Annotated in this window: 5 protein-coding genes; 3 read left to right on the top strand and 2 right to left on the bottom strand. The window is 38.4% G+C overall.

Going from position 1 to position 6,653, the window contains the following annotated elements:
- Window positions 1-939: 939 nt before the first annotated feature.
- Window positions 940-3,399: an EAL domain-containing protein gene (locus Q4533_RS16815; RefSeq protein ID WP_303503425.1), complete on the top strand. Its 2,460-nt coding sequence runs from the start codon at window positions 940-942 to the stop codon at window positions 3,397-3,399.
- 74 nt (window positions 3,400-3,473) lie between these two features.
- Here the strand turns inward: Q4533_RS16815 and Q4533_RS16810 are convergent, their stop codons facing one another.
- Together Q4533_RS16810 and Q4533_RS16805 are read right to left on the bottom strand one after the other, a co-directional pair.
- On the bottom strand, window positions 3,474-3,827 hold the full coding sequence (locus Q4533_RS16810) for a hypothetical protein (protein ID WP_102476612.1): 354 nt from the start codon (window positions 3,825-3,827) through the stop codon (window positions 3,474-3,476).
- 13 nt (window positions 3,828-3,840) lie between these two features.
- Window positions 3,841-4,110: a hypothetical protein gene (locus Q4533_RS16805; RefSeq protein WP_102436803.1), complete on the bottom strand. Its 270-nt coding sequence runs from the start codon at window positions 4,108-4,110 to the stop codon at window positions 3,841-3,843.
- A gap of 167 nt (window positions 4,111-4,277) precedes the next feature.
- Between Q4533_RS16805 and Q4533_RS16800 the strand changes: the two genes are divergently transcribed.
- Window positions 4,278-5,795: an ATP-binding protein gene (locus Q4533_RS16800; RefSeq protein ID WP_303503422.1), complete on the top strand. Its 1,518-nt coding sequence runs from the start codon at window positions 4,278-4,280 to the stop codon at window positions 5,793-5,795.
- Between the two features lie 41 nt (window positions 5,796-5,836).
- The gene (locus Q4533_RS16795; protein WP_102436807.1) at window positions 5,837-6,532 is read left to right on the top strand and encodes a response regulator; all 696 of its coding nucleotides are present in this window, start codon (window positions 5,837-5,839) and stop codon (window positions 6,530-6,532) included.
- Window positions 6,533-6,653 lie beyond the last annotated feature (121 nt).

Genomic DNA, 6,653 nt, shown 5'->3' with positions numbered 1-6,653 from the left:
CGGCCTGTCACGCCGGGGGCGAGGGTTCGTCTCTTGATAAGAGTAAGTCCGCACCGCCAACATTACGATAAGCTCTGCTAGCAATAGCAGGGCTTTTTCGTATCTGTTATTTAAAGAATGAATAATAGTGACATGCAAAAGTAGTTTGCTAAAGCAGCGGTAATTCAGTTGCTTAGACGCTTGATTAGAGATCAACGGCCTGTCACGCCGGGGGCGAGGGTTCGTCTCTTGATAAGAGTAAGTCCGCACCGCCAACATTACGATAAGCCCTGCTAGCAATAGCAGGGCTTTTTCGTATCTGTTATTTAAAGAATGAATAATAGTGACATGCAAACGTAGTTTGCTAAAGCAGCGGTAATTCAGTTGCTTAGACGCTTGATTAGAGATCAACGGCCTGTCACGATGGCGGCGAGGGGTCGTCTCTTGATAAGAGTAAGTCCGCTCCGCCGACACAAAGACGAAAGCTTTTACAGCAATGTAGAGGTTTTTTTCGTTTTGTAATTTAATTATTTTCAGCTTTATATTGATAAAGAAAAAGAATGTTAGCTGAGTTGTCTGTGCCTTTAGAATATGACTTTTTCGTTGTCGAATTCAATTAAATATCTGCCGCTGAGTAGAACTATATTATTGAAATTATGTTTCTACGAAGTTTTATCATCGTAAGCCAATAGTAGTTACAGTATCTCGATCAGTTTATAAAGCCTATTTCAACCGTTTGCACTGTTTTAAGTAAAGAACAGCACCCTCAACTGTAACCCTCCCTTAAAACAGCATGCCAATATCAGTATCTTATAAAATCATACAAATATTTAAGTGGTTTTTTATCAGTTAAATGATCTAGCTAGCAGATCCGCGGTTTACTGATTTATTAACTTTCTGTGTGGCTATATAATCAAATGTATATAAGTGTAAAGTCCAATAAGTAGGTTCTTTTTAGCAATGCATACAACTCAAAATATCAAAGCTTATTGGCAAAAAACCTTAGATATAACGGCAAAAGCACTGAGTACTGATGTGTGTGCCTTTTTGTTAGATGCTCAGCAGATGATGCGTTATGTGGCATGTAATGAAGAAATCATCGATAGAGATTTACGCGAATTACAGCAAATTACCACTCCAGTCATCAATAATATTCCTTTATCGGAATTAGCCACTAATCAAGTCATATCAATAACCCATAAACAAAAACAATATAGTATCCATCTGCAACCTCTTGTTGATGATTACGGTAAACAACTGGGCTGCTTTTGTGCGATTTATTCTAAATTGTTATCTAAAGATTTTAACTTAGCTTTAATTAATCTCACTGTTGATAGCCTGGAACACTCTTTATCTAAGCTTCACTCCCAACAGGAACAATATCAATCCATTAACTTACAGAATTTCATTGATGCTTTTAGTGAACATATTTGGGTAAAGGATCTTGACGGTAAGTATATTGTTTGTAATCAGAGTATAGAAAAAGCTTGGAATAAAAAGACGGGTCAAATAGTCGGTAAAATGGACCATGATCTATTTGATGTTGAAACAACAAAGCTTTTTATCGAGACCGATAACAGTGCGATTTTGGCAAGAAAACCGATTGTAGTGTCTGAGTGTGAAGGCACAGATCCAAACAATAACCGTCACTGGTTAGAAACGGTTAAAGCGCCATTAATCGATAATACAAATACTATCCAAGGCGTTATCGGTATTACCCGAAATATTGGTCGGCATAGACAAAATGAAAAACAATTGTTACTGGCCGAAAGTGTGGTTGAGAACACGATTGATGGTGTATTAGTTACCGACAGAGATGGCAATATAACTGAAGTTAATAGTGCATTTTCCAATATTACCGGCTTTGAACGTGAAGAGGTTATAGGTCAAAACCCGCGTATTTTAAATTCCGGCAAACATGATGCTGAGTTTTTTGCCAAAATGTGGAATACCTTGCTAGTAAAAGGTAAGTGGCGTGGCGAAATTTGGAATAAAAGAAAAAACGGTAACATATTCCTCCAAGGAGCTACCATTAATGCGGTTTATGGCCAAGATGATACTATTAATTTTTTCGTAGCTGTATTTTCAGATATATCAAAGCAGAAAATTAACGAAGAAAAGCTCGAGAATTTAGCTTATTACGACAACTTAACCCAATTACCTAATCGAATTTTATTACGGTCTAATTTACAAGTTCAAGTTGAGCATGCGGCAACTAAACAATCTCAACTTGCTGTTATCATGTTCGATATTGATTTTTTCAAACATATTAACGACAGTTTAGGTCACGAGGTGGGTGATAAACTATTAGTTGAAGTCGGCCGCAGACTATCTAATATCAGTCATGATTATTGTAATGTTGGCCGCCTAAGCAGTGACGAGTTTGTGCTTGTTTTAAATGATATTACTCAGGGCGATATGGTGGCATCCCGTGTAAATCATATTAAGTCTCTAATAGAGCAGCCATTTAGATTTGATGACAGTTCTTTAATTCGAATTACCTTGAGTATGGGCGTTTCAGTTTTCCCTCATGATTCTGTAAATAGCGAAAACTTATTACAAAATGCCGATACAGCGTTACATATAGCAAAACAAAGTGGTCGTAATACAGTGACCTTTTACGATTCAGCTATGACAATGAACTCAGTAGCGCATTTGAAAATCCAAAATGCTTTACACGAAGCCATTCAAGAGCAGCATTTTCATTTAGTTTATCAACCTAAATTATCGTTGAGTAGTGGTCAATTGGTGGGACTAGAGGCGTTGATCCGTTGGGAGCATCGGGAGTATGGTTTTATTTCACCAGCTGAGTTTATTCCTATTGCTGAAAAAACCGGTTTAATTCACGAAATTGGTTTAGTAGTACTTCGAATGGCTTGTCTTCAAGGCAAGCAATGGCTTGATAATGGCTATCATTTTGGTCGGATTGCGGTTAACGTTGCCAGTATACAATTTCAGCGCAGTAATTTTATCGACAATGTCGCAATGATTTTGCAAGAAACTGGAATGCCTGCTAGTTGTCTTGAGTTAGAGATGACTGAAAGCTGCATGATGTATGAACCTGAAAAAGTGATCAGTGATTTAAAACGCTTGGGGGACATGGGAATTCAATTATCTGTTGATGATTTTGGAACCGGTTATTCATCGTTAAGTTACCTTAAAAAGTTACCTATTAATGTGCTTAAAATCGATCAGTCTTTTGTCTGCGATATTCCATTTGATAGTCATAATACCGCAATAGCCAAAGCTATTATTGTGTTAGGTCATGCACTTAATCTCGACATCATTGCTGAAGGGGTAGAAACTAAAGAGCAAGCGGCTTTTTTATTGGAAAATGGCTGCGATCAAGCACAAGGTTATTATTTTAGTCGTCCGCAATTAGCATCAACACTCACGCCTCTCTTAACAAATAGTAAATAAAAGTCCTTAAATTTTGTTTATAGGCGATTATTTAAGGACTTTACTGTAATAGAAATGTCCACTTTTAAACTGATTTATGCGTATATATCTATTGTGTTGCTGATATCATTTTCGGTTGAAGTGTTTGCTATTTCAGTTAACGTTGTTAGAAATACGTCTCCCATATCATCTTTTGATAAGGTTTCAGCCATAGGTTTTAGCTCATCTAACGCTAATTTCAAAGACTCATGCTGCTCTGGGGTTAATGCACTTAACATTGATGAAATATCAGCTTGTTGTTCTTCAGTTAAGGTCGATACTGCTTTTTCTAGTCCTGGTGGAGTGCTTCCAGGTGGCGGTGGACCTTGTGGTCTTTCAGGCTTGCTGCTTGATTGCGTGTTTAGCTGACTTTGTTGTGCCGAGATGTTATTGCTCATTAAGACTTGCATATCAGGCTCCTATTTATTGACCACGTTTTTGTTTATGTTCTGGCGGTGTGTGGTTATTAGGTACAGCAACGAGTTCTTCATCGATTAAAATACAGGTGGCTTCGATTTCATCGCCTTTTGGCGTCGTGAAGCTAACTTGATCTTCAGCGTTTTTATTTTCACAGATTGCATAAGCTTCTTGTGGTGGTTTACGCATTTGACGGTTTTTTTCTTGTGCGATGATATTGGCTGACATCAATGTCAGTAAAGGAATAAGGGCAAGTAAAGAGGCTATTCTTTTCATTTTTAATCCATCCTAGTGATAACGATATGACTTTTTATTAAAGCCTTTGTTTGATTCATCATTAGGTTAGCAATTAAATATGCAGTAATTGTGCAGATTTCATGGAGATTACAGCCAAGTCATTGTTGTTGCTAGTTTGCAGCCTTGTAGGTCGATATACTTAGTTTATGAAAATATCAAAGAAATTATTTTTAGCCTTTGTGGGCTTAACTAGCATAGTGTTACTTGCGACGTTATCGTTAGCAAGGTGGAGCTTTGATCAAGGCTTTCTAAATTATATTAATACCCTAGAACAAGAACGTTTAGCTCGTTTATCAACTGCAGTGGCTGATTTGTATCAGCAGTCAGCTTTTAATTGGAGTAACATTAGCTTAGACCAATATAAGCAATTACTCAGACTACATTCACCAGGGCCGGCTCCAAGGCATTTGGGGCGAAATGATTCATTGTCGAATAGGCAAGGTATACCACACCCAGATCGAAGACCGCCACACTTATCTGAACATCGAAAACCCGCTAAAGGCTTTGAGCCAGAACACCGGCAACCGCCGCCTCATAAAAGACCCGACAGCAAAAGAAGGGATAGAGAGGTGAAGCCTCAGGTGCGCTTTGGACCTCCTACAGCAATTTACAACTTAGAGAATAAGTTACTTGCCGGCGTGGCTATCGATGACCGTAATAAGGCAACTTATGTTCCTGTTACCTATAAAGGAGAGCTTATTGCTAAGTTATATAGCTCACCAATCGTTAAGGTTAATAGTGAATCTGCAGCTATTTTTTCGCAACAACAGCTTTGGACCACACTCTGGATAGGTTTGGGCTGCTTGTTATTGGCAAGTATTATTTCATGGCTGTTAGCTCGGTTCTTATTAGTGCCAGTGAAAGAGGTGGTTAAAGGTATTTCCTTTCTTTCAAAGGGGAATTACAACGAACGTTTTACTCAGCAACGTCAAGATGAATTAGGTCAATTAATGAATGACATTGACCATTTAGCGATGATTTTAGATAAAAACCGTACTGCAAAAAATAGATGGTTTGCCGATATATCACATGAGCTTCGAACCCCCTTAAGTATTTTGTGTGGTGAAATTGACGCCATTAAAGCGGGAATTCGTCAATTTGATCAACAACAACTTGAGTCACTAGAGCAAGAAGTCATGCGCATCAAACATCTAGTCGATGATTTGTATCAGCTGTCTTTATCTGATGTCGGTGGACTTAAATACAATATCCAACCGATGGATCTCACTGAGTGCATTTCAGAAACAATAGCCTCATTAGGCAATAAAATTTCTGCTAAAGGGTTAGGCTACCGTTTTAACCATATTGAGCCGGTATTAATCAATGCTGATAAAATGAGAATTCAGCAACTAATTTCTAATGTTTTATTAAATTCAGTCGCTTATACAGACTCTCCAGGTAGTATTGATGTCGATTTAATTCAGCAAAATACCAAGGTGCTGATATTAATTAATGATACTAAACCTTCAGTAGCGACAGACGATTGCGAGCTACTATTTGAGGCGCTTCATCGACAAGATAGCTCTCGGGTGCGCCGTAGTAATGGCGCAGGCCTTGGACTCACGATTTGCCGAAATATTGTAGAAGCCCATAAAGGGACAATTACCGCAAGGCCTTCTAATCTTGGCGGTTTATGTATTGAGATTGTATTGCCATTGGCCTAGCTACTTGGCTGTTGTTACAAGTAACGGAGTATTCATAGATCATGAATAATCATTATCAAAATAAACGCGTATTGATTGTAGAGGATGAGCCCAAAATAGCCCAAGTGCTTGTGGATTTTTTAACCCTTGAAGGCTTTGTCACTACGGTTTTACACGATGGGCTTGATGCTGTCGCAAGGATCCAAAATGACGCTATTGATTTTGTCATTTTAGATTTAATGTTACCGCACAAAGATGGCTTGACTATCTGTAAAGAAGTGCGGTCATTTTCAAACGTGCCGATTTTGATGTTAACTGCGCGCGTTGAAGAGATTGATCGTTTAATTGGCTTAGAAATTGGCGCTGATGATTATGTCTGTAAACCTTTTTCAGCAAGGGAAGTGGTAGCAAGGGTTAAAGCAATTATTAGACGAATGGAGCCTAGCGCTCAACTTGCTGAAGATGAAATAGCCTATAAGCATCTAGTGATAAATCTTGAGCGTTTTAAATGCCACGCTGCGAGCGTAGAGGTCGATTTAACCCCCGTTGAGTTTAGGCTTTTGCATACTATGCTTAAAAGACCGGGCGTGGTGCATTCCCGTGATAGTTTAATGCAAGTTTGCTATGTCGATGACCGCGTTGTGAGCTCTCGCACCATTGACAGTCATATCAAAAACTTACGTTCAAAATTATTACTCAATAATAAACAAGCTGATTTACTGCACTCTATTTACGGTGTGGGTTATAAAATTGAGTAGTTTTTCTTTTACCCCTATTAATTGTGCTTATGAGTTTTTTACTATATTTGCTGATGTTTCTCGCGCCTTGGTCTGCTTTTGTTTAGAATAGCTTTAATTTTAGGATCCCCTTAGCCATCGC

Source organism: Shewanella sp. 6_MG-2023 (assembly GCF_030547195.1).
Lineage (GTDB): Bacteria > Pseudomonadota > Gammaproteobacteria > Enterobacterales > Shewanellaceae > Shewanella.
Note: the sequence above shows the minus strand (reverse complement) of the source record. Positions and strands in the feature narration are given on the sequence as shown.